Origin of the sequence: Vineibacter terrae, assembly GCF_008039615.1 — a bacterium.
Taxonomy (GTDB): domain Bacteria; phylum Pseudomonadota; class Alphaproteobacteria; order Reyranellales; family Reyranellaceae; genus Vineibacter; species Vineibacter terrae.
In genome coordinates this window covers 15045-36253 of the sequence record NZ_VDUZ01000068.1, presented here as the reverse complement: position 1 = coordinate 36253, position 21209 = coordinate 15045, and the positions used below count along the sequence as shown (strand labels likewise).

Annotated in this window: 27 protein-coding genes, 1 pseudogene and 2 riboswitches; of the genes and pseudogenes, 14 read left to right on the top strand and 14 right to left on the bottom strand. The window is 68.4% G+C overall.

Going from position 1 to position 21209, the window contains the following annotated elements; genetic code table 11:
- The first annotated feature begins 415 nt into the window (after window positions 1-415).
- Both FHP25_RS36890 and FHP25_RS36885 read left to right on the top strand, forming a co-directional pair.
- A pseudogene (locus tag FHP25_RS36890) lies at window positions 416-898 on the top strand (redoxin family protein).
- A gap of 134 nt (window positions 899-1032) precedes the next feature.
- Window positions 1033-1515 (top strand): peroxiredoxin, encoded by a 483-nt coding sequence (locus FHP25_RS36885; RefSeq protein WP_147852002.1) that lies wholly within the window; start codon window positions 1033-1035, stop codon window positions 1513-1515.
- Window positions 1516-1758: 243 nt separating this feature from the next.
- Here the strand turns inward: FHP25_RS36885 and rnhA are convergent, their stop codons facing one another.
- Genes rnhA through ispH form a run of 3 tightly spaced genes read right to left on the bottom strand, consistent with a single transcriptional unit; the run spans window position 1759 to window position 4156 of the window.
- Window positions 1759-2247: a ribonuclease HI gene (rnhA, locus tag FHP25_RS36880; RefSeq protein WP_147852001.1), complete on the bottom strand. Its 489-nt coding sequence runs from the start codon at window positions 2245-2247 to the stop codon at window positions 1759-1761.
- Complete coding sequence (locus FHP25_RS36875) at window positions 2244-3203, bottom strand: homoserine kinase (RefSeq protein ID WP_147852000.1); 960 nt, start codon at window positions 3201-3203, stop codon at window positions 2244-2246. Before FHP25_RS36875 ends, rnhA begins: the two co-directional genes overlap by 4 nt.
- Window positions 3203-4156 (bottom strand): 4-hydroxy-3-methylbut-2-enyl diphosphate reductase, encoded by a 954-nt coding sequence (gene ispH, locus FHP25_RS36870; protein WP_147851999.1) that lies wholly within the window; start codon window positions 4154-4156, stop codon window positions 3203-3205. The genes FHP25_RS36875 and ispH overlap by 1 nt, the downstream gene beginning before the upstream one ends.
- 105 nt (window positions 4157-4261) lie before the next feature.
- On the opposite strand from ispH, the gene FHP25_RS36865 reads away from it, so the two are divergent.
- The gene (locus tag FHP25_RS36865) at window positions 4262-4501 is read left to right on the top strand and encodes a CDGSH iron-sulfur domain-containing protein (RefSeq protein ID WP_147851998.1); all 240 of its coding nucleotides are present in this window, start codon (window positions 4262-4264) and stop codon (window positions 4499-4501) included.
- 45 nt (window positions 4502-4546) lie between these two features.
- A complete protein-coding gene (locus tag FHP25_RS36860; RefSeq protein ID WP_147851997.1) occupies window positions 4547-5086 on the top strand; it encodes a hypothetical protein in 540 nt (179 codons plus the stop codon).
- 89 nt (window positions 5087-5175) lie between these two features.
- On the opposite strand, the gene FHP25_RS36855 is transcribed toward FHP25_RS36860, so the two are convergent.
- Window positions 5176-5751, bottom strand: coding sequence for a TetR/AcrR family transcriptional regulator (locus FHP25_RS36855; RefSeq protein WP_147851996.1), 576 nt, complete (start codon window positions 5749-5751; stop codon window positions 5176-5178).
- A gap of 249 nt (window positions 5752-6000) precedes the next feature.
- Window positions 6001-6096, top strand: a riboswitch (glycine riboswitch).
- Window position 6097: 1 nt separating this feature from the next.
- Window positions 6098-6203: riboswitch (glycine riboswitch) on the top strand.
- A gap of 51 nt (window positions 6204-6254) precedes the next feature.
- Here FHP25_RS36855 and gcvT point away from each other — a divergent pair.
- The 4 genes from gcvT to gcvPB all read left to right on the top strand — a co-directional run bounded on the left by gcvT (window position 6255) and on the right by gcvPB (window position 10957).
- Window positions 6255-7379 carry a glycine cleavage system aminomethyltransferase GcvT gene (gene gcvT, locus FHP25_RS36850; protein WP_147851995.1) on the top strand — a complete coding sequence of 375 codons (1125 nt, stop codon included), beginning with the start codon at window positions 6255-6257 and terminating at the stop codon, window positions 7377-7379.
- An 11-nt stretch (window positions 7380-7390) separates the two neighbouring features.
- A complete protein-coding gene (gene gcvH, locus FHP25_RS36845; protein WP_147851994.1) occupies window positions 7391-7768 on the top strand; it encodes a glycine cleavage system protein GcvH in 378 nt (125 codons plus the stop codon).
- A gap of 247 nt (window positions 7769-8015) precedes the next feature.
- A complete protein-coding gene (gene gcvPA / locus FHP25_RS36840; RefSeq protein WP_147851993.1) occupies window positions 8016-9362 on the top strand; it encodes an aminomethyl-transferring glycine dehydrogenase subunit GcvPA in 1347 nt (448 codons plus the stop codon).
- Window positions 9362-10957, top strand: a complete 1596-nt coding sequence (gene gcvPB, locus FHP25_RS36835; RefSeq protein WP_147851992.1) for an aminomethyl-transferring glycine dehydrogenase subunit GcvPB — start codon at window positions 9362-9364, stop codon at window positions 10955-10957. The genes gcvPA and gcvPB overlap by 1 nt, the downstream gene beginning before the upstream one ends.
- A 227-nt stretch (window positions 10958-11184) precedes the next feature.
- Here the strand turns inward: gcvPB and FHP25_RS36830 are convergent, their stop codons facing one another.
- The 3 genes from FHP25_RS36830 to FHP25_RS36820 form a co-directional block, all read right to left on the bottom strand.
- Window positions 11185-11799: a hypothetical protein gene (locus FHP25_RS36830; RefSeq protein ID WP_147851991.1), complete on the bottom strand. Its 615-nt coding sequence runs from the start codon at window positions 11797-11799 to the stop codon at window positions 11185-11187.
- A 174-nt stretch (window positions 11800-11973) separates the two neighbouring features.
- Window positions 11974-12447 carry a TlpA family protein disulfide reductase gene (locus tag FHP25_RS36825; protein ID WP_147851990.1) on the bottom strand — a complete coding sequence of 158 codons (474 nt, stop codon included), beginning with the start codon at window positions 12445-12447 and terminating at the stop codon, window positions 11974-11976.
- A 179-nt stretch (window positions 12448-12626) separates the two neighbouring features.
- Window positions 12627-13355 (bottom strand): hypothetical protein, encoded by a 729-nt coding sequence (locus FHP25_RS36820; protein WP_218578887.1) that lies wholly within the window; start codon window positions 13353-13355, stop codon window positions 12627-12629.
- 91 nt (window positions 13356-13446) lie between these two features.
- Between FHP25_RS36820 and FHP25_RS36815 the strand changes: the two genes are divergently transcribed.
- Window positions 13447-14007: a MarR family winged helix-turn-helix transcriptional regulator gene (locus tag FHP25_RS36815; protein WP_147851989.1), complete on the top strand. Its 561-nt coding sequence runs from the start codon at window positions 13447-13449 to the stop codon at window positions 14005-14007.
- Between the two features lie 140 nt (window positions 14008-14147).
- Here FHP25_RS36815 and FHP25_RS36810 read toward each other — a convergent pair whose 3' ends face one another.
- The 7 genes from FHP25_RS36810 to FHP25_RS36780 form a co-directional block, all read right to left on the bottom strand.
- Window positions 14148-14486: a hypothetical protein gene (locus FHP25_RS36810; protein WP_147851988.1), complete on the bottom strand. Its 339-nt coding sequence runs from the start codon at window positions 14484-14486 to the stop codon at window positions 14148-14150.
- A 95-nt stretch (window positions 14487-14581) separates the two neighbouring features.
- Window positions 14582-15082, bottom strand: a complete 501-nt coding sequence (locus FHP25_RS36805; RefSeq protein ID WP_147851987.1) for a paraquat-inducible protein A — start codon at window positions 15080-15082, stop codon at window positions 14582-14584.
- A 139-nt stretch (window positions 15083-15221) separates the two neighbouring features.
- On the bottom strand, window positions 15222-15764 hold the full coding sequence (locus tag FHP25_RS36800) for a F0F1 ATP synthase subunit B family protein (RefSeq protein ID WP_147851986.1): 543 nt from the start codon (window positions 15762-15764) through the stop codon (window positions 15222-15224).
- 1 nt (window position 15765) lies between these two features.
- Window positions 15766-16257, bottom strand: coding sequence for a F0F1 ATP synthase subunit B family protein (locus FHP25_RS36795; RefSeq protein WP_147851985.1), 492 nt, complete (start codon window positions 16255-16257; stop codon window positions 15766-15768).
- A gap of 70 nt (window positions 16258-16327) precedes the next feature.
- Window positions 16328-16531, bottom strand: coding sequence for an ATP synthase subunit C family protein (locus FHP25_RS36790; RefSeq protein ID WP_408068568.1), 204 nt, complete (start codon window positions 16529-16531; stop codon window positions 16328-16330).
- Window positions 16532-16631: 100 nt separating this feature from the next.
- On the bottom strand, window positions 16632-17363 hold the full coding sequence (locus FHP25_RS36785; RefSeq protein WP_147851983.1) for a F0F1 ATP synthase subunit A: 732 nt from the start codon (window positions 17361-17363) through the stop codon (window positions 16632-16634).
- Between the two features lie 31 nt (window positions 17364-17394).
- Window positions 17395-17727 carry an AtpZ/AtpI family protein gene (locus tag FHP25_RS36780; protein ID WP_147851982.1) on the bottom strand — a complete coding sequence of 111 codons (333 nt, stop codon included), beginning with the start codon at window positions 17725-17727 and terminating at the stop codon, window positions 17395-17397.
- Window positions 17728-18012: 285 nt separating this feature from the next.
- Here FHP25_RS36780 and FHP25_RS41175 point away from each other — a divergent pair, with 285 nt between their 5' ends.
- The 5 genes from FHP25_RS41175 (at window position 18013) to FHP25_RS36760 (ending at window position 21187) form a co-directional block, all read left to right on the top strand.
- Window positions 18013-18189, top strand: a complete 177-nt coding sequence (locus FHP25_RS41175; RefSeq protein ID WP_178134069.1) for a hypothetical protein — start codon at window positions 18013-18015, stop codon at window positions 18187-18189.
- A 6-nt stretch (window positions 18190-18195) separates the two neighbouring features.
- Window positions 18196-18507 carry a type II toxin-antitoxin system RelE/ParE family toxin gene (locus FHP25_RS36775; protein ID WP_147851981.1) on the top strand — a complete coding sequence of 104 codons (312 nt, stop codon included), beginning with the start codon at window positions 18196-18198 and terminating at the stop codon, window positions 18505-18507.
- 93 nt (window positions 18508-18600) lie between these two features.
- Window positions 18601-20058, top strand: coding sequence for a thioredoxin family protein (locus tag FHP25_RS36770; protein WP_218578885.1), 1458 nt, complete (start codon window positions 18601-18603; stop codon window positions 20056-20058).
- Entirely contained in the window at window positions 20055-20585 is a 531-nt protein-coding gene (locus FHP25_RS42520) for a UGSC family (seleno)protein (RefSeq protein ID WP_273701384.1), read from the top strand. Before FHP25_RS36770 ends, FHP25_RS42520 begins: the two co-directional genes overlap by 4 nt.
- Window positions 20582-21187, top strand: coding sequence for a hypothetical protein (locus tag FHP25_RS36760; protein WP_147851980.1), 606 nt, complete (start codon window positions 20582-20584; stop codon window positions 21185-21187). Before FHP25_RS42520 ends, FHP25_RS36760 begins: the two co-directional genes overlap by 4 nt.
- The last annotated feature ends 22 nt before the right edge of the window (window positions 21188-21209 follow it).

Here is a 21209-nt window from a genome sequence, read left to right as displayed (position 1 = left end):
GAGCGCAGCGAGGGATCTCCTGCGGCAAGTCGCACGGTGCGCCATTCGCGGGAGATCCCTCGCTGCGCTCGGGATGACGGGAAGGGCGGCAGCGCGGCGGTTACGCCCTATGCGATCGCCGTGCGGCCCGCCCGGCTCAGTCGATGGGCGGCAGCTCGGGATCGCACAGCCGACAGCCGGCGATGCTGACGGGGATGTCTGCACGGCGTCGAAGACGCCGCCGGTGCCGCCTTCGCTGAGGTTGAGATTCCGTCCACCGTCACCGCACCGCATGGAAAGGATATTGCCCATGCGAGCCTACGCCGCCGCCGCCGGTGCCAAATGCCACGCGATGGACAATCGCCAGGTGCGTTACTACGTTGGCGATGTGCAGCGTGCGGAGGGCCGTGCGCGCACCGCGAAGGGACAGGTTGACATGGCGAAAGAAGGAGACAAGGTCCCGGCGGCGACGCTCCGGTTCCTGGGTCCGGAAGGGCCCAAGGCAATCACCACCGGGGAGCTGTTCGCGCCGGGCAAGAAGGTCGTGGCGTTCGCGCTGCCGGGGGCATTCACCCCGACTTGAAGCGCCAAGCATGTGCCAGGTTTTCTGGCCAACCACGATGCGATCAAGGCCAAGGGCGTCGACACGATCGCCTGCATTTCGGTGAACGACCCCTTCGTGATGGGGGCCTGGGCCAAGGACCAGGGCACCGGCGACAAGGTGATGATGCTGGGCGACGGCAACGGCGAGTTCACTGAGGCGATGGGGCTGGTGCTGGACGCCACCCGCAACGGGCTGGGCCGGCGCTCGCAGCGCTATGCCATGGTCGTCGAGGACGGCGTCATCAAGGGCCTCTACGTCGAGAAGCCGGGCATGTTCGAGGTCTCTGCCGCCGAGGCTGTGCTCAAGGGACTGTGACGTCGTTGTGACGCGGCGGCCGGTCGGGCCCCGCTTGACGTCGACATGACAAGGCGGGATCCGCGTGATCCCGTCTTTTGTTTTGGCGCGATCCGTGCTGATCTGCGGCCCCAGTTCATCCCATGGAGGACGTCATGGCCAAGGTAGGCGACAAGGTTCCCAGCGCAACCCTCATGCACAAGGGCGCCGACGGCATCAAGCCGGTGCCGACGGACGAGCTGTTCGGCCCGGGCAAGAAAGTGGTGCTGTTCGCGGTCCCCGGCGCCTTCACGCCGACCTGCTCGGCCAAGCACGTGCCCAGCTTCGTGGCCAACTTCGATGCCATCAAGGCCAAGGGCGTCGACACCATCGCCTGCGTTTCGGTCAACGATGCCTTCGTGATGGACGCCTGGGGCAAGGACCAGAAGAGCGACGACAAGGTGATGATGCTGGCCGACGGCAACGGCGAGTTCGCCGAGAAGATGGGCCTGGTGATGGACGGCTCGAAGTTCGGCATGGGCAAGCGCTCGCAGCGCTACGCCATGATCGTCGATGGCGGCGTCATCAAGACCCTGAACGTCGAGGCGCCCGGCGCCTACGACGTGTCGAGCGGCGAGGCCATCCTCAAGGCCCTGTGAGCCGCGCACGATCCTTCGAGCGACGGGGCGGCCACGCGGCCGCCCCGTTCGTCTTTTTGGGTCGGGCCGCGGCGCTCCAGCGCCGCGGCCCGACCGTTGTGACTGTCATCCCGAGCGCAGCGAGGGATCTCCCGGGAATGGCGCGCCGTGCGTCTTTCGCAGGAGATCCCTCGCTGCGCTCGGGATGACAGATGTCTCGGCGAACGGCGATTGCAGTTACTCGTTCGATCGGTCCCGGCGGCGTCAGCCCGTCAACGGCCGGCTCTTCGCCTGCGCCTGGCGCAGCTTCTTGATCTCGGCCCGTGCCAGGGCGTCGGCGCGCTCGTTCTCGGGATGGCCGGCGTGGCCCTTCACCCAGTGCCACTCGATGCCGTGGGTGCCCAGCGCCGTGTTCAGCCGCTGCCACAGGTCGACGTTCTTCACCGGCTTCTTGTCGGCCGTCTTCCAGCCGTTGCGCTTCCAGCCGTGGATCCACTTCGTGATGCCGTCGCGCAGATAGATGCTGTCGGTGAAGAGGCGCACGGCGCAGGGCCGCTTGAGCGCCTCCAGCGCCATGATCGCCGCCATCATCTCCATGCGGTTGTTGGTCGTGGCGGCCTCGCCGCCCGACAGCTCGCGCTCGACGTCGCCGAAGCGCAGCAGCGCGCCCCAGCCGCCCGGGCCGGGATTGCCGCTGCAGGCGCCGTCGGTGAAGATCTCGACGGCCGGACGTTGCGGCGCGGCGCCGGTCATAGGCCGTAGCCGTCGGCGCTGGCGATGCTGCGGTGGAAGCGCAGCCAGGCGAGACACTCCATCGGGTCCTTGCGCTTGACCATGGCGCCGGGCGGCGTGTGCAGCCAGTCGTACAGGCGCGTCAGCAGGAAGCGCATGGCCGCGCCGCGGGCCAGCAGAGGCAGGGCGGCGCGCTCGGCTGCCGACAGCGGCCGCACCTGCTGGTAGCCGCCCACCAGCGCCCGCGCCTTGGTGACGTTGAAGCTGCGGTCGGGCTCGAAGCACCAGGCGTTCAGGCACACGGCGATGTCGTAGGCCAGCAGGTCGTTGCAGGCGAAATAGAAGTCGATCAGGCCGCTCAGCTTGTCGTGCAGGAAGAGCACGTTGTCCTGGAACAGGTCGGCATGGATCACGCCGGCCGGCAGGTCGGCGGGCCAGTCGCGCTCCAGGGCCGCGAGATCGGTGCGCAGCTCGTCGGCCAGGCCGGGCGCCACCTCGTGCGCCCGCTCCCGCGATGCGTCCATCAGCGGCCGCCAGCCGGCGACCGACAGCGCGTTGGGGCGCTTCTGCGCGAAATCAGACGCCGCCAGGTGCAGTCGCGCCAGCGCCGTGCCGACGGGACCGCAATGGTCGACCAGGATGCGCCGCGGCCACAGGCCGGGCAGAAAGGTGATGATCGCCGCCGGCCGGTCGGCCAGCGTGCGCAGCGCGCGGCCGTCGCGGCCGTGCAGCGGCGTCGGGCAGGGGATGCCGCGCGCCGCCAGATGGTCCATCAGGCCGAGGAAGAACGGCAGGTCGCGCGGATCGACACGCTTCTCGTAGAGCGTCAGGAAATAGGTGCCGCGAGTCGTCGCCAGCATGTAGTTCGAATTCTCGACGCCCTCGGCGATGCCCTTGCACGATTGCGGCTCGCCGATGTCGTATTCGGCCAGGAAGGCATCGAGCTGGTCGTCGGCAACTTCAGTGTAGACAGCCATCAAGCCACCAGTGCGCGCGGCAGCTTGAACACCGTGTTCTCGTTCGTCACCCGCGTCTCCTCGATGGTGACGTCATAGCGGGCGCGGCAGGCGGTGATCAACTCCTCGACCAGGGTCTCGGGCGCCGATGCGCCGGCGGTGATGCCCAGCCGTGACACGCCCTGCAGCCAGCGCCAGTCCAGCTCGGCGGCGCGCTGGACCAGGATCGCCTTGGGGCAGCCATAGCTGCGCGCCACCTCGACCAGCCGCATCGAGTTCGATGAATTTGGGGCTCCGACCACGATCATCGCATCGCAGGCCGCGGCGATCGCCTTGACCGCCGCCTGGCGGTTGGTCGTGGCGTAGCAGATATCCTCGCGCCGCGGCCCCTGCATGCGCGGAAAGCGTCGCTGCAGCACGGCCACGATCTGGGCCGTGTCGTCGATCGACAGCGTCGTCTGGGTGGCGAAGGCGAGGTTGTCGGGATCGTCCACCTGCACGCGCTCGGCCTGGTCGACATCCTCGACCAGGAGCACCGCGCCCTGCGGCAGCTGGCCCATGGTCCCGATCACCTCGGGATGGCCGCGGTGGCCGATCAGGATCACCGTGCGGCCGCCGGCGTGGTGGTGCTCCGTCTCGCGATGCACCTTGGAGACCAGGGGGCAGGTGGCGTCGATGTAGAGCATGTGGCGCCGCGTCGCCTCGGCCGGCACCGACTTGGGCACGCCATGGGCGCTGAACACCACCGGCCGGTCATCGGGGACGTCAGCCAGATCCTCGACGAAGATCGCGCCCCTGGCCTCCAGGCTCTGCACCACGAAACGGTTGTGGACGATCTCGTGGCGCACATAGACCGGGGCGCCGTGCTTCTCCAGGGCTCGTTCCACAATCTGAATCGCCCGGTCGACGCCGGCGCAGAAGCCGCGTGGACTGGCGAGCAGGATGGTCAGTTTCGGCGTGGCGACGGGTGGCATCGACGGAAGGTTCGCTTGTACCGGTTGCGCGCGATCCTCTAGGATCGATGCGCATCGGCGGCGCATCGCACCCTATCAGACCGCCTAATCGTGAGGAAGCAACCCATGGCCAGTCCTGTTGTCGCGGCCAAGGCACCCATCAAGATGGCCGTCGAGGCCGGCAAGGACTATTGGTGGTGTGCCTGTGGCAAGAGTGGCAAGCAACCGTTCTGTGACGGCAGCCACAAAGGTTCCGAATTCTCGCCGGTGAAGTTCACGCCCGCGACCTCGGGCGACGTCTGGTTCTGCGCCTGCAAGCACAGCGGCAAGGCGCCCATGTGTGACGGCACCCACAAGACGGTATAGAACCTCGCCGCCCACAGGCCGTCCGGCCCCCGGAAAGGATCATCGATGACATTGCGCCTGCTTCCCCTGGTGGCGCCGGGGATTCTCGTGAGTGTGCTGGCCGGCTGCGGCCCCTCGACCCAGGAGATCTCCGACCTGCGTGCCGGATGCCCGCAAGCCATGCGGGTGCAGGACGCCGCCAACCTGACCCGGTTCAAGCCCGGCGGCGGGCGTGACCGGACGGATGTGCTGTTCCAGGCCGAGCTCGGCAAGGTCGATATTGCGTGCGATCTGCGCAAGAACGCGGTCTACGTCGAGCTGACGCTGAACATCGTGGTCTCGCAGGGGCCGGCGCTCACCGACCGCACCGCCAATGTCGGCTATTTCGTGCGCATCCTGAACCCTTCCGGCACCATCGTGCAGGGGCGCAATTTCGCGGCCGACTACAAGTTTGCCGGCAACCGCACGCGCGAGGGCTCGTCCGAGCAGCTGTCGCTCAACATCCCGCTGGCCCAGGGCCAGTCGGGCGGCGCCTACACCGTGGCCGTCGGCCTGCTGCCGACACACGAGGAGCTCGAGTACAACCGCACCGGCGGCCGGCGGTAGGTGGTCGGGCCGCGCCGCTCCAGCGGCGCTCATGATCATGATCCGGCCCTTCGGGCCGGAGCGCCGCTGGAGCGGCGCGGCCCGACCGTTCAGCCCGGCTTGGCGTTGAGCACGGCCCAGGCGGCTTCGACGAAGGTCGGCGCATGGTCGGTGAGCGCGCCGGTGATGCGGCCATAGACCTTGAATGTCGCTGCCTGCAGCACGACGCCGACGACCGACGCCGTCAGCGCATCGACATCGCGCTTGGGGATCTCGCTGGCGGCGATGGCCTGGGCGATGACATCGCGCACCACATCCACTGGATTAGGCAGGTCTTCCGACAGGCTCGCCAGGAAGTGGTGCTGTGTCAGCAGATGGTATGCGAAAGTTGTCCAGTCGCGGTCGGCCCAGTCGCAGTAGCAGCGCACGATCGCCTCGGCCTTCTGCCGCAGCTTCTTGTGCGGCCGATGAGCCTCGATCAGCGCTTCCGCCAACGCCACGTGGTGGCGCGTGAACAACTCCAGCGCCAACGCGTCCTTGCTTGGAAAGTACCGGTAGATGGTACCTTCAGCGACCGACGCCGCCATTGCGATCTCGCGCGTCGTCGTCTCGGCGACCCCGCGCGCCATGAAGAGCGTCAATGCCGCGCGCTCAACGCGCTTCTTGGTGTCATCCGCCTTGCCCATGGCAAGATTATTACTGGTGAGCGGCCGCTTAGGGAAGGCCCGATTTTACGCCAAGCCCCGGAAATCGTGACGATTTTGTAGCATAGCCGGAATCGCGCATGCCGGCCGGGCGTTCACGTTTGGAGGTATTATGCAGGAAACGCCTCGTGACTCGCGCGCCGCGCCGGCTTTTCCACGGACAAACCGGACGCGCCGGCAGCCCGGCCCGTTGCGCCGATCGGACGCCGCGTCTATGGTCGCGGCCGCCAGATGATCCCCGTGGGAGAGCGCACGTTGCCACCGCTTCGTGCCGCCGAAGGAGCAACCGCCCCGGAAACTCTCAGGCCACCGGACCGCGGGGGGATGGCACTCTGGAAAGCGGTCGCGACCGGGTTGGCCGGCGCGATCCACCGACGAGGTAAGTCGGGCGCGCTTGCGCGGCCGACCAATCTTTCAGGTCACCGGACAGAGGGGGCGTGGCCGGCGCATGTCCGCTGGCGCGTCTCTATGTGTCGAGGTGACCGGTGGCCGATCCTGCGTCCGACTCCCTGAAACGCACGCCGCTTCATGCGCTGCATGTGGCGCTGGGCGCCAAGCTCGTGCCGTTCGCCGGCTATGACATGCCGGTGCAGTTCCCGATGGGGATCCTGAACGAGCACCTGCACACCCGCCGCGCCGCCGGCCTGTTCGACGTCTCGCATATGGGTCAGATCCGGCTCACGGCGAAGCCGGGCAAGAACGCCGCCGCTGCCGTCGAGCGGCTGGTGCCGGGCGACATCGCCGGCCTGCAGCCCGGCCAGATGCGCTACACCCAGCTCACCAACGCCGCGGGCGGCATCCTCGACGACCTGATGGTGACCAGCACCGGCGATCATCTCCTGCTGGTGGTCAACGCCGCCTGCAAGGACGCCGACCTCGCGCATATCCGCCAGCACCTGTCGGACGATGTCGAGATCGAGCCGATGTTCGCGCGCGGCCTGCTGGCCCTGCAGGGCCCGGATGCGGCCGATGTGCTGGGCCGGCAGGCGCCGCAGGTGCGGGCCATGACCTTCATGACCGGCAGCTTCGTGATGATCGACGGCGTGGAGTGCTACGTCACCCGATCGGGCTACACCGGCTGCGACGGCTATGAGATCTCGACGCCGGCCGAGGCCGCCGAGCGCATCGCGCGCCTGCTGCTGGCCGACGACCGCGTCAAGCCGATCGGCCTGGGCGCGCGCGACTCGCTGCGCCTGGAGGCCGGCCTCTGCCTCTACGGCCACGACATCGACACCGCCACCACGCCGGTCGAGGCCGGCCTGGTGTGGAGCATCGGCAAGGAGCGCCGCGCCAAGGGCGGCTTTCCGGGCGACGAGATCATCATCCGCCAGATCGCCTCGGGCGCGCCGCGACGGCGGGTCGGGCTGCGGCCGGAAGGCCGCACCATCGCGCGCGAGGGCACCGAGATCATCGATGCGGCCGGCGCCGTGGTGGGCAAGGTGACCAGCGGCGGCTTCGGCCCGTCGCTCAACGGCCCGCTGGCGATGGGCTACGTCGATCGGGCGCAGGCCGCGTCGGGCACGAAGCTTGCGTTGCGCGTGCGCGGCAAGCCGGTGACGGCCGAGATCGTGCCCATGCCGTTCGTGAAGCACACCTATTGGCGGGGTTGAAGGGGGAGAGCATGACGACAGTGAAATACACCGAAGAGCACGAGTGGATCCGCATCGAGAACGGCGTCGGCACCGTCGGCATCACCGACTATGCCCAGGAGCAGCTGGGCGACGTGGTCTTCGTCGAGGTGCCCGAGGTCGGCCGCACCATCGCCAAGGGCGAGGCCGTGGCGGTCGTGGAGTCGGTGAAGGCGGCGAGCGACATCTATACGCCGGTGTCGGGCGAGGTCGTTGCCGCGAATTCAGCGCTGGCCGACGCGCCGGGCGACGTGAACCTGGAGCCGACCGGCAAGGGCTGGTTCTTCATGGTCCGGCTCGCCGACCCGTCGGAGCTCGACGGCCTGATGGACCAGGCCAAGTACGACGCCTTCGTGAAGAGCCTGGCGTAGTTCCCTTCTTCCCGCGTGCACGCTACGGAGCGGACATATTTTTCCTCCCCAGCTGTGCTGGGGAGGTGCCCTGAAGGGACGGAGGGGAGCCGACGTGGTCTCAGCTGCATAGACCTCGTCGGCTCCCCCTCCGGCCTTCGGCCACCTCCCCCAACTGCGTTGGGGGAGGGTTCGCCCGCAGTACCGAAGAAGTGTCCGCTCCGCGGCCCCTGCGCGGGAAAGGACAAGAGGTCGACGGAGTCCCTGGATGCGCTATCTGCCACTCACCGATGCCGACCGCCGCGAGATGCTTGCGACCATCGGCGTGCGCTCGATCGATGATCTGTTCCGCGACGTGCCGACATCGGTGCGCCTGCCGGGACCGATCGCCGGCCTTTCCAGCCATATGGGCGAGATGGAGGTCGAGCGCCGTCTGGGCCGCATGGCGGCGCGCAACCTCGCGGCGTCGGATGCGCCGTTCTTCGTCGGCGCCGGCGCCTACAAGCACCATGTGCCGGCCAGCGTCGATCATCTGATCCAGCGCGGCGAGTTCCTGACCTCCTACACCCCCTACCAGCCCGAGATCACGCAGGGCACGCTGCAGTACCTGTTCGAGTTCCAGACCCAGGTCACGATGCTGACCGGCATGGAGGTGGCCAACGCCTCGATGTACGACGGCAGCACCGGTGCCTCCGAGGCCGTGCTGATGGCCAACCGCGTCACGCGCCGCAACAAGGCGGTGCTGTCGGGCGGCCTGCATCCGCACTACCGCGCCGTGATCGAGACCACGGCGCGCTGGCAGGGCTTCCGCGTCGCCGGTGCGCCGGTCGACGCCGACGGCATCGAGGATCTCGCCGCCCTGGTCGACAAAGAGGTCTCCTGCGTCGTGGTGCAGAACCCCAGCGTGTTCGGCCATGTGCGCGACCTCGCACCGCTGGCGCAGGCCTGCCACGCCGCCGGCGCGCTGCTGGTGGTGGTGGTGACCGAGGTCGTGTCGCTGGGCCTGCTCACGCCGCCGGGGGACATGGGCGCCGATATCGTGGTGTGCGAAGGCCAGTCGCTGGGCGTCGGCCTCAACTTCGGCGGCCCCTATGTCGGGCTGTTCGCCACGCGCGAGAAGCTGATGCGCCAGATGCCGGGCCGGCTGGTGGGCGAGACCGTCGATGCCGACGGCAAGCGCGGCTTCGTGCTGACGCTCAGCACGCGCGAGCAGCACATCAGGCGTGAGAAGGCGACGTCGAACATCTGCACCAATGCCGGCCTCTGCGCGCTGGCCTTCACCATCCACCTCACGCTGCTGGGCGAGCGCGGCTTCACGCGCCTGGCCGAGCTCAACCATGCCACGGCGGTGCGCGCCGCCGAGCGGCTGGCGCGGGTGCCGGGCGTGAAGGTGCTGAACGACTCGTTCTTCAACGAGTTCACCGTGATGCTGCCCAAGCCGGCGGCGCCGGTGGTCGAGGCGCTGGCCGAGCGGCGCATCCTGGCCGGCGTGCCCGTCTCGCGGTTGCTGCCGCACGCGCCGCTCTGCGCCGATCTGCTGCTCGTCGCCGTCACCGAGACGGTGAGCGACGACGATATCGAGGCGCTCGCCGCTGGTCTTGAGGAGGTGCTGTGATGGTCCAGTCGACCGATCTCTCGCAAGGCCGCCGCGCCGCCGCCACCGCGCCCGTGGCCGCGGTCGAGACGTTCACCGGCAACCGCGGCCTGCAGCTCGAGGAGCGGCTGATCTTCGAGTACGCGCATGCCGACCGCAGCGGCGTCGACCTGCCCGAGCCGCCCAAGGTCAAGGACCGGCTGGGCGGCCTGCGCCGGCGCGGCGCCATCGGCCTGCCCGGCCTGGCCGAGCCGCAGGTGGTGCAGCACTACACGCGGCTGAGCCAGAAGAACTACGCCATCGACAGCGGCCTCTATCCGCTGGGCTCGTGCACGATGAAGCACAACCCGCGGCTGAACGAGCGCATGGCCCGCCTGCCCGGCTTCGGCGACGTGCACCCCTTGCAGCCGCAATCGACGGTGCAGGGCGCCATCGAGCTGATCGGCGCGCTCGCCGGCTGGCTCACCACGCTCACCGGCATGCCGGCCGTGGCGATGTCACCGGCCGCCGGCGCGCATGGCGAGATGTGCGGCATGATGGCGATCGCCGCCGCCCTGGCGGCCAGCGGCGAGGGCCATCGCAAGACTGTTCTGGTGCCGGAATCGGCGCACGGCACCAATCCGGCCACGGCGGCGGCGCTGGGCTTCAGCGTCAAGCCGATCGCGGCCACCGCGGACGGCCGCGTCGATGTCGCGGCCCTGAAGGCGGCGCTGGGGTCGGACGTGGCGGCGATCATGCTGACCAACCCCAACACCTGCGGCCTGTTCGAGCGCGACATCCGGGAGGTCGCCGACGCCGTGCGCGCGGCCGGCGCCTACTTCTATTGCGACGGCGCCAACTACAACGCCATCGTCGGCCGCGTGCGGCCGGGCGATCTCGGCATCGACTGCATGCACATCAACCTGCACAAGACCTTCTCGACGCCGCACGGCGGCGGTGGTCCAGGCTCGGGGCCGGTGGTGCTGTCGGCGCGGCTGGCGCCCTACGCGCCGCGCCCCTGGGTGGTGCGTGACGACGCCGGCTGGCGCCTGGCCGAGGAGGACGGCGCTGCCGGCGACGATCAGGCGCTGGGCCGGCTGAAGGCCTTCCACGGCCAGATGGGCATGTTCGTGCGGGCGCTGGCTTATATGCTGAGCCACGGCGCCGACGGCCTGCGCCAGGTCGCCGAGGACGCGGTGCTGAACGCCAATTACGTGATGGCGCGGCTGAAGGCCGAGCTGACGCCGGCCTTCGACGGGCCGTGCATGCACGAGTGCCTGTTCGACGACGACTTCCTCAAGGACACCGGCATCAGCACGCTCGACTTCGCCAAGGCGATGATCGACGAGGGCTATCACCCGATGACCATGTACTTCCCGCTGGTGGTGCATGGCGCGATGCTGATCGAGCCCACCGAGACCCAGAGCAAGCACGCGCTCGACGAGTTCTGCGACACCATGCTGCATCTGGCACGCAAGGCGAAGTCCGGCACCGCCGCCGAGGCCTTCAAGGCGGCGCCGCTGCTGGCGCCGCGCCGGCGCCTCGACGAGACCCTGGCCGCCCGCAAGCCGATCCTGCGCTGGCGCCCCACCAACCAGGGCCCGGGCGACGGCCCCCTGAAGCAGGCGGCGGAATAGGACGATGGCCGGGCCGCGCCGCTCCAGCGGCGCATCTCAGGCGGCAGCTGCCGCCGAAGCGCGGCGCCGGATCATGCACGTCGCTGGAGCGACGCGGTCCGACCGGAACCTCGTCGTTCGCCGTTCGCCCGCGGGCTGGGGGCAGGCCTGCAAAACTGCGCGAGACGGCCACCGGGGATTGGCCGAAGGCCAATCCCTTGACCGATAAGCGATCGGCGCCGCTGCGCCTACTCGCTGTTGGGATGGGTGGCCGTGAGCGTGGTCGGATTGGCGTTGTAGACCGACGGGTACCGATGCGTCCAGTTGGCGGGGCCACCATCGGACGGGTAGCTCAGCACCAGGCCCTCATACTGGTCGAGCTGGCCAAAGGGGCAGGGGGCGTCGCGGGTGTATTTGCCGGACGATTGCAGCTCGGTGCCGACCACGACATAGGCCTGCGCAGCCGCGGCCACGGCGCGAATGAACGTATCGCCGTTGCCCGTCATCCCCAGCGCCGTGATGAAGGCGCCGTCGCCCTGGCCCGCTGTCTCAGGGCCGACGATGCGGCCGACCAGGCAGGCCCGGATCCAGATCTTGTCCACCAGCCCGCGCCAGCCCCGGAACAGGTCGGCGTCGGCAGCGCCGAAGCCCTCGCCAAGCTGCAGGTAGGCGGGCGCGCCATGGCAGGAGATCACGATTTCACTGAGCTTGCCGCCCGGGGCGCCGCGCGCCACCGTGGCGGTCCAATCGATGATGTGACGCTTGGTGTCGGTGGCTGAAACTTCCCAGGTATTCCACATCCGAACTCGTACTGGAGCACGCGCATCGTTCAGGCCCATGTGGGGCGACTTGATGGTGATCATGGCCCACTCCAATGTGAGTGAGTAATCATACCTTAGCGACGATGAAAGTCAAGCGTTGCTGTGCGCCGGCAAGCAAGAAGCCGGCAGGAGAGCGCCGCCGTCAGGCGGCCCGGGGCCCGGGTTTGACGGCGCCGTCGACAAGGAGTTGTCGGCGCTGGAGACAGGCCGTGACGATCAGCGCTGCGCGATCAGCGCCATGATCTCGGCCCCCAGCGCGAGATCTGGCACGTGGCCGAAGGCCTGGCGCCGCAGCCGGCCGGCGCCGTCGATCAGCAGCAGGGTCGGCGTGCCCTGCATGCGATAGGCCCGCATCGTGACCGGCAGCGGGTCGTCGCCCTCATGCGCATCGACGCCGACCGGGAAGCGGATGCGGTTCTCGTGCAGGAAGGCTCGCAGCGAGACCGGGCGCATCGCCTCGTGATGCTCGAACACGGTGTGCAGACCGATGGTGGCGACGGCATTGCCGTCGAACGTCTCGTGCACGCGCTTGGCCTGCGGGATCGACTCCTGCACGCAGCCCGGGCACAGCATCTGGAAGGCGAAGGCCACGACCACCTTGCCGCGCAACGCTTCGAGCGTCAGCATCTCGTCGCTGTTGAGCCATTCGCTGATGCGCCATTCGGGCGCCGGGCTGCCGATCTGTGTCATGGCTGCTTGTTCCCCGGGTATGACGACGGTCGGGCCGCGCCGCTCCAGCGGCGCTCATGATCCGGCGTTGTGCTCAGGCGTCAGCGAAGCTGCCGCCTGAGGTGCGTCGCTGGAGCGACGCGGCCCGACCCAAACCTGGCCGCTCGCCTGGCCACCGTTGCGCCGCTTCATCTGGCCGCTCACCGCTTCACCTGGCCCGGCAGGCTGAGATCGCCCGACGCTACCTTGAAGACGTTCTCCACGCATAGCAGCGGATCATGCACGTTGGCGTTGACGCGCAGGCCGGCGGTGACGCCGTCGTACTTGAAGTCCTTGGGCGCGCCGATGTCCCTCAGCGGCACGCGGATCTCGACCGTGCTGGTGCCGAAGCCGGGGCGGTAGCCCGGGCTGTCGATCAGCAGCGGCAGGCCGGGCCAGGTCCTGGGCAGCTTCGGCGTGGCGCCCTTGGGGATGTCCTTGACCTTCAGGCCGGCGGGGCCGCACGCCGCGTCCTTGACCAGCACCACCCAGTGGCTGTGCCACATCTTGCCGTCGTTCTTCGGGTTGCCGTCGCCGTTCTCGTCATCCAGCGGCGTGTCGTCGAAGTCGGGATGGATCGCCGCCGCCAGCGCCAGGATGCCCTGCGCCGGCTCGAAGCCCACGGCGGCGCTGTCGAGCGAGGTCGACCACACGTAGCTGTACACCGGCGCGCCCGCGAGCCTGCCGTTGCGGTCGGGGACCAGCGCCCCCGGCATGCCGCTGGTCGCGTGCGCGAAGACCAGCGCGTCGCCGTCGACGCCGACCTCCGTGCGCACCAGGTCGAATGCCGGCGCGACCTTGGCGCTGGGGGCGGCCTTGATCGGATCATGGGCCAGCGCCGGCAGCGCGGCACCGGCAGCGATGGCCAACAGCGCGACGCCCTTCATCATCTCTCCTCCCGCAACAGTAATTGGTATCGCTGCGATACAATATGGCGGGCAGCCGCTTGTCAAGATAGTTTATTGGCGATACCAATACGCCATGGCTGGTGACCGGGTCTTCGATCTGATCGAGCGCCTAGGGGCGCTGCTGCGCAGCGAGCTGCGCCGTCTGGGCGCGCCGCACGGCCTGGAGCCTGTGCACTTGCAGGCCCTGGCCTATCTCGCCCGTGCCAACCGCTACAGCGACACGCCGATTGCGGTCGCCGAGTTCCTCGGGCTCACCAAGGGCAATGTCTCGCAGCGCCTGATCGCCCTGGAGAAGGCCGGCATGCTGTTGCGCCGGCCCGATCGCGATGATGCGCGGGTCGTGCACCTGGCGCCGACGGCCAAGGCGCAGGCGCTGCTGGCCGCCTTGTCGCCGCCGCCGGGGTGGCGGGCGGCGATGGCGGCGAGCGGTGCGGACACCGCCAGACTGGAGGCCGGCTTGACGGGGCTGCTGTCGGCGCTGCAACAGGCCAATGGCCGGCGCACCTTCGGGCAATGCCGTGGCTGCCGCTTCCTGCAGCATGTCGGAAACACGTTCACCTGTGGGCTGACCCGTGATCCGCTCGAGCCCGACCATACGCTGCTGCTGTGCCGCGAGCACGAAGCGGCGGCGTAGCAGATGACGGTCGGGCCGCGCCGCTCCTGCGGCGCACCTCAGGCGGCAGCGTCGGTGTCGCCGCCGGCGCCGGATCATGAGCGTCGCTGGCCCGGCCCGAGTCTCGCCGGCGCCATGATATCGGCGCCCGGCGTGATCCTCTATTTCAGGGTATCGGCGACCTGCGTGCCGCTTTGGGTCAAGGACACGATCAGGTCGCCTTCGATATCCTCGGTTGTGATCAGGCGCAGCTTGTGGAGGTTCTCGATTGCCAGCGGGAGCGCGGCAGCGCCGCCCGCGGGCGTAACCAGATCGGATATCTTCTGTGGACCGGGTCGCAAGGCGATCATGATCCGGTCTTCGGGGGACTTCTCGTCCATGCTCAAAAGGCTCATGGCGACGCGCGCCGTAGCCCCCGGAACCCCATCCATCTTGCCGACAGCACCCAACGCCCGTCCCAAATGCCGTGTAATCGATTCGGTCTTGACCGGGATCTTCACGAGCAGCGGCTCCCTCGGACAGTAGAAAGGGAAGATGGCGATGCGCGTTATCCGCGTCAAGCGCCCGCCAAGAGTCCTTCCATCGGCCGATGGAGTCAGGGCGTGCGATCCGTTTCGGCTTGGTGCTGCCAGCGGTCGATCAGCCGTGTGAGCAGGGTTGCCAGCAGCGTCGAGGCGGCGAACAGGTAGATGCCGATCGCGGGCTGCAGGCGTACCAGGAAGCCACCCTGCATCGAGGCGACCACGATCGCCACCACCAGCACGTCGAGCATCGACCATTTGCCGGCGCCGGCGACGAGGGGATGAAGCAGTCCGCGCTGGCGCTGCGGCGCGAACCACAGCCCGGCCGCCAGGACGAGCTTGGCCACCGGGAAGGCCACCGAGAACAGCGCGATCACGATCGCCAGCGGCCAGGCGCCGTCCTGCCACAGCGCACCGATGCCCGACAGGACCGACAGCGTCTCGTCGACCAGCCGCAGCCGCGTCACGCGCACCGCCGGCAGCACCAGTCCGGCCGCCAAGGTCAGCGCCGCCGCGGCCCAGAGCACGGCCAGCCCGATGGTGCGGCGTGGAAAGCGTTCGGCCAGCGAGCTCATCCGTTGACTTTAGTTCAGATCGGGACGTGGCGCTCCAGCGCCGCACGGGCGCGAAGCGCCGCCAGCCTCACCCAACAAGAAGAAAGCCCCGTGCGGGTGCCGCACGGGGCTTTCGAGAACAGTGTCGGTGTGTGGCGTGTCAGTGCAGGCGCTTGGGCAGCTCGGCGATCGCCTGGTCGACCAGCTCGGCGCCCTGGCCGGCGGCCAGCCGCTCCTTCAGCAGCTGGTGCGTGGCGCTGATGGCGGCATCGACCGCGGCATTGCGGACGTCGGCGGCGGCCTGGGCCTCGACATGGGCGATGCGGTCCAGCGCCTGGCGCTCGCGCAGCTTGATGGCTGTCTCGAGCTCGGCCTGGGCCTTCACCTTCATGCGCTCGGCCTCGGCCTTGGCCTGGGCGATGATGCCCTCGGCTTCCTTGTAGGCCTCGGACTGGCGCTTCTGGTAGTCGGCCAGCATCGCCTGCGCCTCGCGGCGCAGCGTCTCGGCGTCGTCGATCTGCTTGCGGATCGCCGCGGCCCTCTGGTCCAGCGGATCGGTGAAGGCCTTGCGCGCCTTCCAGACCATCAGGACCACGAAGATCACGAACGCGATCGCGACCCAGAACTCCGGCTCGTGGTAGAACGGCCCGTGATGGCCGCCGGCCTCGCCCTTGGGGTCGGCTGCGTAGGCGGTGCCGAACATGTCAGGCGCCTCCCTTCAGGGCCGCATCGACCGCGGCCGTCACCTTGGTCTGGTCGGCCGGCGCGCCCGTGAGCCGGGCGAAAGCCGATCCGGCCACCTCGGCCGCCATGTTGCGCACGCCGGCCATGGCCGTGGCGCGCGCCTCGGCGATGCGCCGCTCGGCGGCGGCCAGCTCGCCCGCGATGCGGGTGGCGACTTCCTGCTGGCGGCGCGACGACTCGGCGCTGGCGGCGTCTGCCGTCTCACGCGACAGGGCCTGTGCCTGGCTGCGTGCGTCGGCCAGCGCCTTCTCGTACGCCGCGATCACCGACTTGGTCTCTTCCTTCAGCTTCTGCGCCGACTCCAGGTCGCCCTGGATCTTGTCCTCGCGCTGCTTGAGGATGCCGCCGAGTTGAGGGATCGCGACACGCGCCATCAGCACGTAGAGGACGATGAAGCAGACCGCCAGCCAGAACAGCTGGGTGCCGAAAAAAGTCGGATCAAGTTGCGGCATGACCGTTCCCGCGAACTGCCGCGACGCCCGGAGGCCGCAATGGCCGCCGGGTTGACCGCGGCGTCCGTTCTCAGGTGAACAGGATCAGGAACGAGATCAGCAGCGCGAACAGCGCCACCGCTTCGGTGAGCGCGAAGCCCAGCATGCCCAGGCCGAACACCTGGCCCCGCGCCGCCGGATTGCGGCCGATGGCACCGATGAGCGACGCGAAAATGTTGCCGATGCCCGCGCCGACGCCCGCGAGGGCGATCACCGCGATGCCGGCGCCGATCATCTTTGCGCTAGCGAGATCCATGATCCTTGTCCTTTCTCGTTAACCCTGGTCGTTGACTGACGTCACGGCGCCCGACCCCGGCGCCGCGCGAAACGGCTGATCAGTGCTCCAGATGGAGGGCGTCGTTGAGGTAGATGCAGGTCAGTACCGCGAAGACGTAGGTCTGCAGCAAGGCGACCAGCACCTCGAAGCCGGTGAGCACGACGTTGAGCGCCATCGGCGCCCAGCCGCCCAGCACGCCCAGCCCGATCACGAAGCCGGCGAACACCTTCAGCATGGTGTGGCCCGCCATCATGTTGGCGAACAGTCGGATCGACAGGCTGACCGGGCGGATCAGGTAGGACAGGATCTCGATCGGCACCAGCAGGATGAGCATCACCGCCGGCACGCCCTTGGGCACGAAGAACGAGAAGAAGTGCACGCCGTGCTTGATGAAGGCGATCACCGTCACGCCGAGGAAGACGACGAACGCCAGGCCGAAGGTGACGATGATGTGGCTGGTGAAGGTGAAGCTGTAAGGCACCATGCCCAGCAGGTTGCCCGCCAGGATGAACATGAACAGCGTGAAGACGAACGGGAAGAACGGCTTGCCGGCGGCGCCCGTCTGGTCGGTCAGCATGTTGCTGACAAACTCATAGGACATCTCCGCCATCGATTGCCATCTTCCTGGCACCAGCGCCCGCTGCCGGCTGCCCAGCACCAGGAACAGCATCACGACCGCGACGGCGATCGTCATCCACAGAGCGGAATTGGTGTAGGAGATGTCGATGCCGCCCAGCTTGGGGAGCTCGATCAACGGCTTGATCTTGAACTGCTCGAGTGGGCCTGCCACGCCATCCCCCAACAAAATCCGCGCGGCGCCGTCAGGCCCCGTCGCTGTCCCCGCGTCGGCCCATGAAAGCCGTGGCGCGATAGACGTTCAACATGCCGGCGGCGCTGCCGAGAAAGAAGAACACCACCATCAGCCACGGCCGGGTGCCGAGCCAGAGGTCCAGCACGTACCCGATGCCGACGCCGACCGCGAGGGCCGCCACCAGCTCGGTGCCGATCCGCATGGCCAGCCCGAAGCCGGTCAACGGCGGCTTGCCGCCAGCGGCCGAATTGCGGGTGCCGGACCGTTGCTCGTGGGCCGCGCGCGCTGCATTTACCCGCGCGTCGAGATCCTCAAGCGAGGTCGGCTTGTGCTCATCGGCCATGGCAGGGCTTCCGAACAGCAACGCCAAGCCTTACCCGCAGCCAGACACACATGCGTCAAGCCGGCGCAAAGCCGCGCGGAACCTAGGGAAAGGCCTGGGGGGTGTCAAGCGTCATTGCGGCACGCTTAAGGCGTTGAAAATGCCGCAGGATCAGCCGATTGGGGCTTTCTTCCCACCCGCGTCGGGGCATCGATGCGCGAACAGGCCTGCAACGGGCCATCGAGCGTGCTACATTTGCAATATGGCAAGTAGGACCACGCCAAGGCTGGGCGTCGGCAGACGACTATGGCGCCAGTCACGACGATGGAGGAAATTCCCGTGCTCTCCGAAAGAGAGCGCGCAGCCTTGCTGGCGTCCTTGAAGAAGGCTGAGGCTCGCATCATAGCGGGCAAAGGCATCGACTACGATCCAAAGACCTTCAGGGATCGTTTGATCAATATCTACCGGGGCGGCAAACCGTAGTGCCTCGTGCTTTTCCGTGTACGGATAGATCCAGCTGCCCTTCGTCAGATTGATCAGTTTGCCACTTATCTTCGCAGCTACAGCGAAGTGTTCGCTGCCGAGCAGACTGAACGCCTCGATCGCATCTTGCGGCTCAATCTCGGAGAGGCGCCGCGGACATGGGGATTCTTCCCGCTGATCGGCGCTCCTTACCGTGCCTATTTGTTTCGCGTCGGTCGGAGAACCCAGTATTGGATTGTCTATACTGTCGACGAAGGAACGCGCACGGTCGACATCCTCAGCTTCTGGAATGCAGATCCTGAATCGTTCGAGCTTTAGCGCACGGGTGGTGCTTTAATCCCAGGGCCCTGCCGCGCTTCCGTTGCTCGGCCGGTTTCGGTACGCTCGACCAGATCCGAAAAGGATGTTTCGATGGGCACCGTGTCCATGAATGCCCCTCCTGCCGACGGCTTCGTCGTCTTCGCCAAGGAGGAGTGTCACACCTGCCAGCTGGTGACGCCGGTGCTGCGGGCGCTGTCGCGCAGCGACCAGAAGCTGGCCATCTACACGCAGGACGATCCGGCCTTTCCGGCCGGCCTCGCGGTCATCGACGACACGGCGCTGGAGCAGTCGTTTCACCACGACATCGAGACCGTGCCGACCTTGATCCGCTTCAGCGCCGGCTGCGAGGTGGCGCGCACCGTGGGCTGGGATCGCGCCGAATGGGAGCGCATCACCGGCCTGCAGGGGCTGGGCGAGGGCTTGCCGGGGTTCCAGCCCGGCTGTGGTTCCCGGAGCCGCGAGCCGGGCGTGCATGAGCATCTCGTGGCCCGCTTCGGCAACCCCGGCCTGGGCGCGCGCAAGGTCACCCTGGGCGAGTTCGATGACGAGGCCGAGGCCTGCTTCGATCGCGGCTGGACCGACGGCCTGCCGGTGGTGGCGCCGACCGACGCGCGCATCCTGCGCATGCTGGCCGGCACGTCGCGCAAGCCCGACGAGGTCGTCGGCCTGATCCCGCCCAACCTGGCGCCGTGCACGGTCGAGAAGGTGGCGATCAACGCCGTGATGGCCGGCTGCAAGCCGGAATACATGCCGGTGGTGCTGGCGGTGGTGGAAGCGGCGCTCGATCCGGTCTTCACCATGCACGGGCTCTTGTGCACCACCTGCTTCTCCGGCCCGGTGATCGTGGTCAACGGGCCCATCACGCGCGCCATCGGCATGAACTGGGGCATCAATGCGCTGGGCCAGGGCAACCGCGCCAACCTCACCATCGGTCGCGCGCTGCAGCTGATCATCCGCAATGTCGGCGGCGGCCGGCCGGGCGAGATCGATCGCTCCACCATCGGCTCGCCGGGCAAGATCAGCTGCTGCTTCGCCGAGGACGAGACCGATCCCGCCTGGCAGCCGCTGTCGGTGGCGCGCGGCATCGCGCCGGGCAGGAATGCGGTGACCCTGTTCCAGGGCTACGGCCTGCAGGCCTGCATGGACCAGCGCTCGCGCACGGCCGAGGAGCTGTCGCGCTCGCTGGCGCTGTCGCTATCGGCGGTGATGCACCCCAAGCTCTACAGCGCGACGGCGGCGATGCTGGTGCTGTCGCCCGAGCACTACGCGATCTTCCGCGCCGCCGGCTGGGACCGCGCCCGCATCGAGGACAGCCTGCTGGCTAATTCGACGCGCCCAGGCAAGGATCTCGTGGCCGGCGCCCAGGGCATCGCCGAGGGCATGCCGGCCAAGTTCGCCGACATGATGGTGCCCAAGTTCTGGCGCGGTGGCCTGCTGGTCGTGCGCGCCGGCGGTCCGGCCGGGCTGTTCTCGGGCATCCTGGCCGGCTGGCCCGGCACCGGCATTCGCGATCAGACCCAACCCGTGACCAGGGAGATCAAGCCATGAGCCTTTCTATGCGTGATCCCACCGCCGAGACCGGCAGCCAGCGCCGGCCGCGCACGCCGCCGCCGGCGTCGCTTGAGGGCGCCACCGTGGCGCTGCTCGACATCGGCAAGCTGCGCGGCAGCGAGTACATCGACCGCCTGCAGGCGCGGCTCGACGAGCGCGGCATCGCGTCCAGACGCTATCGCAAGCCGACGCCCTCGCGCGTGGCATCGACGGCGCTGCTGCAGCAGATCGCGGCGGAGGCGCAGGTCGCCGTCGTCGCGCTGGCCGATTGAGGCTCCTGCATATCGTGCAGTCTGCACGACATCGCTGATCTGGACGGACGCGGCATCGCCGCCGTCAACGTCACGACCGAAGTGTTCGCGGATGCCGCCGCGGTGCAATGCGATTCGCTGGGCCTCGACCCGGCGCTGATCTACCTGCCGCATCCGATCCAGAACCGCACCACGGCCGAGCTGCACGCGCTCGCCGACGCCACCGTCGATCGCATCGTGAGCCTGCTGGAGGGTGGGAAGACGACCGCATGATGTCGAGATCGCCGATCGCCGTCGCGGCCTGGATCGCGGCGGCGATGATGGCCCCGGACAGCGCGCATGCCTGTGCCTGCTGCACGGATGTCGGCCAGCGCCATGTGGCGACCGACAAGCTCGATGCGTACAAGCGCGGCGAGATCGGCCGCCTGCGGTTTGCGCCCACGGCCGAGCTCGTCACCGGGAACGCCGAGCCCGGCGATCTCAAGGGTCTCCACGCGACGATGAGCGCCTATGGCCTCGACGTCCAGCGCACGGCCGACGGCATCACCTTCGAGTTCCGCGACAGGGACAGGCGGGCAGGGACCCTGTCGCTGGCCTGGCCCGAAATGATCGCGATCTTCGAGGTCGACCCGCGGCAGGAGAAGAGTCCCGGCGGCCTGGGCCCGCGGCTCTACAAGGAATGGAGCGTGACGGGAAGGATCGCCGGCACCGGCATCTTCGAGCCCGGCAACGGCGATGGCACCCGGATCACCCTGATCCTTCAAGGCGGCGGCAACAGCTGCACCAGCGCCGAGGACTTCACCGAGTGGACGCTGGTCGCCGCCGGGCCGGACGCCGCCTACACCTTCATCGGCGCGCTGTTGCCGCCGCGCTAGAAAGATTCACCCCAGAGACACG

What these genes read in the sequence shown, in the direction of transcription:
- FHP25_RS36885 (WP_147852002.1), top strand. Translation starts at nt 1,033, where the DNA reads ATGGCCAAGGTAGGCGACAAGGTTCCCAGCGCAACCCTCATGCACAAG.
- rnhA (WP_147852001.1), bottom strand. Translation starts at nt 2,247, where the DNA reads ATGACCGGCGCCGCGCCGCAACGTCCGGCCGTCGAGATCTTCACCGAC.
- FHP25_RS36875 (WP_147852000.1), bottom strand. Translation starts at nt 3,203, where the DNA reads ATGGCTGTCTACACTGAAGTTGCCGACGACCAGCTCGATGCCTTCCTG.
- ispH (WP_147851999.1), bottom strand. Translation starts at nt 4,156, where the DNA reads ATGCCACCCGTCGCCACGCCGAAACTGACCATCCTGCTCGCCAGTCCA.
- FHP25_RS36865 (WP_147851998.1), top strand. Translation starts at nt 4,262, where the DNA reads ATGGCCAGTCCTGTTGTCGCGGCCAAGGCACCCATCAAGATGGCCGTC.
- FHP25_RS36860 (WP_147851997.1), top strand. Translation starts at nt 4,547, where the DNA reads ATGACATTGCGCCTGCTTCCCCTGGTGGCGCCGGGGATTCTCGTGAGT.
- FHP25_RS36855 (WP_147851996.1), bottom strand. Translation starts at nt 5,751, where the DNA reads ATGGGCAAGGCGGATGACACCAAGAAGCGCGTTGAGCGCGCGGCATTG.
- gcvH (WP_147851994.1), top strand. Translation starts at nt 7,391, where the DNA reads ATGACGACAGTGAAATACACCGAAGAGCACGAGTGGATCCGCATCGAG.
- gcvPA (WP_147851993.1), top strand. Translation starts at nt 8,016, where the DNA reads ATGCGCTATCTGCCACTCACCGATGCCGACCGCCGCGAGATGCTTGCG.
- gcvPB (WP_147851992.1), top strand. Translation starts at nt 9,362, where the DNA reads ATGGTCCAGTCGACCGATCTCTCGCAAGGCCGCCGCGCCGCCGCCACC.
- FHP25_RS36830 (WP_147851991.1), bottom strand. Translation starts at nt 11,799, where the DNA reads ATGATCACCATCAAGTCGCCCCACATGGGCCTGAACGATGCGCGTGCT.
- FHP25_RS36825 (WP_147851990.1), bottom strand. Translation starts at nt 12,447, where the DNA reads ATGACACAGATCGGCAGCCCGGCGCCCGAATGGCGCATCAGCGAATGG.
- FHP25_RS36820 (WP_218578887.1), bottom strand. Translation starts at nt 13,355, where the DNA reads ATGATGAAGGGCGTCGCGCTGTTGGCCATCGCTGCCGGTGCCGCGCTG.
- FHP25_RS36815 (WP_147851989.1), top strand. Translation starts at nt 13,447, where the DNA reads ATGGCTGGTGACCGGGTCTTCGATCTGATCGAGCGCCTAGGGGCGCTG.
- FHP25_RS36805 (WP_147851987.1), bottom strand. Translation starts at nt 15,082, where the DNA reads ATGAGCTCGCTGGCCGAACGCTTTCCACGCCGCACCATCGGGCTGGCC.
- FHP25_RS36800 (WP_147851986.1), bottom strand. Translation starts at nt 15,764, where the DNA reads ATGTTCGGCACCGCCTACGCAGCCGACCCCAAGGGCGAGGCCGGCGGC.
- FHP25_RS36795 (WP_147851985.1), bottom strand. Translation starts at nt 16,257, where the DNA reads ATGCCGCAACTTGATCCGACTTTTTTCGGCACCCAGCTGTTCTGGCTG.
- FHP25_RS36790 (WP_408068568.1), bottom strand. Translation starts at nt 16,531, where the DNA reads ATGATCGGCGCCGGCATCGCGGTGATCGCCCTCGCGGGCGTCGGCGCG.
- FHP25_RS36780 (WP_147851982.1), bottom strand. Translation starts at nt 17,727, where the DNA reads ATGGCCGATGAGCACAAGCCGACCTCGCTTGAGGATCTCGACGCGCGG.
- FHP25_RS41175 (WP_178134069.1), top strand. Translation starts at nt 18,013, where the DNA reads ATGGCGCCAGTCACGACGATGGAGGAAATTCCCGTGCTCTCCGAAAGA.
- FHP25_RS36770 (WP_218578885.1), top strand. Translation starts at nt 18,601, where the DNA reads ATGGGCACCGTGTCCATGAATGCCCCTCCTGCCGACGGCTTCGTCGTC.
- FHP25_RS36760 (WP_147851980.1), top strand. Translation starts at nt 20,582, where the DNA reads ATGATGTCGAGATCGCCGATCGCCGTCGCGGCCTGGATCGCGGCGGCG.